Source organism: Protofrankia sp. CiT1, from assembly GCF_917627335.1.
Taxonomy (GTDB): domain Bacteria; phylum Actinomycetota; class Actinomycetes; order Frankiales; family Frankiaceae; genus Protofrankia.
In genome coordinates this window covers 5,638-6,835 of record NZ_CAKJTP010000192.1, presented here as the reverse complement: position 1 = coordinate 6,835, position 1,198 = coordinate 5,638, and the positions used below count along the sequence as shown (strand labels likewise).

The following is a 1,198-nucleotide window of genomic DNA, read 5'->3' as shown; positions in this document are numbered from 1 at the left end:
GGCGTGGCCCCGGCCGCGACGACCGGATGGAAGAGTCCCTCCCCCTCGGCCTCGACATCCGCGTCGACCTTGTCGGTGGCGAGCCTCATGATCACATCACCGGGACGGACCAGACCACCGGCCGGCACGAGCCACTCGGTGATCGTGCCTTCCCGCATCGTCAGCCCGAGCTTGGGCAGCAGCACCTCGACAGCCATGGCGTCAGCCTCGGGCGAGCAGCCGGCGGCAGCCGTCGGCTATCCGGGTGCGGTCGGGGATGTACGCCCGCTCCAGCACCGGGCTGAACGGCACCGGGGTGAACGGCGCGCCCAGGCGCGACACCGGCGCGTCGAGGTAGTCGAAAGCGGCCTCCTGGACCTGCGCGGCGATCTCCGCGCCGATGCCACCGAACCGTACAGCCTCGTGCACCACGAGCACCCGGTTGGTGCGCACCACCGACTGCACGATCGTCTCGCTGTCCAGCGGCTGCACGGTGCGGGGGTCGATGACCTCGACCGAGACGCCCTCGGCCGCGAGCTCCTCGGCGGCGGCCAGCGCCTCGACGGTCATCCGGCCCAGGGCCACGACGGTGACGTCGTCACCGGTGCGCAGCGTGGCGGCCGTGCCGATCGGCACCTCGTAGATCTCCTCGGGCACCTCGCCCCTGGATCCGAGCAGCGCCTTGTTGAGCATCACGATGACCGGGTTGTCGTCGCGTACAGCGGAGACGATCATCCCTTTGGCGTCCACCGGGGTGGCGGGCATGAGCACCTTGAGGCCCGGGGTGTGCGCGAGCCATGCTTCCAGGCTCTGGGAGTGCTGCGCGGCGGCGCTGAGCCCGGCGCCCGCCGCGGTCGTGATCGTGAGTGGGACGCTGACCGAGCCGCCGTACATGAACTTCATCTTCGCCGCCTGGTTGACCACCTGGTCCATGCAGACGCCGAGGAAGTCCATGAACATCAGGTCGCACACCGGCCGCAGGCCACGGGCGGCGGCGCCCACACCGAGGCCGATGATCGCCGCTTCGGAGATGGGGGTGTCCACAACACGGCGCGGCCCGAACTCCGACAGCAGCCCGTCGAACATGTGGAAGACCCCGCCGTAGCCGGCGACATCCTCGCCGGCCACGAACACGTCGTCGTCGGCGCGCATGACCTGCGCGAGGCCCTCGTTGAACGCTTTGACGTAGGTCAGGGTGCGTGTCATCGGCCGTGGAGCT

General features: G+C 70.1%; 2 protein-coding genes. Both read right to left on the bottom strand.

The window, feature by feature from the left end; translation table 11 throughout:
• A partial coding sequence (locus MJ785_RS19535; RefSeq protein ID WP_239382168.1) for a lipoyl domain-containing protein occupies positions 1-197 on the bottom strand: 197 nt, incomplete at its 3' end.
• Between the two features lie 4 nt (positions 198-201).
• A partial coding sequence (locus MJ785_RS19530) for an alpha-ketoacid dehydrogenase subunit beta (RefSeq protein ID WP_370652995.1) occupies positions 202-1,198 on the bottom strand: 997 nt, incomplete at its 5' end.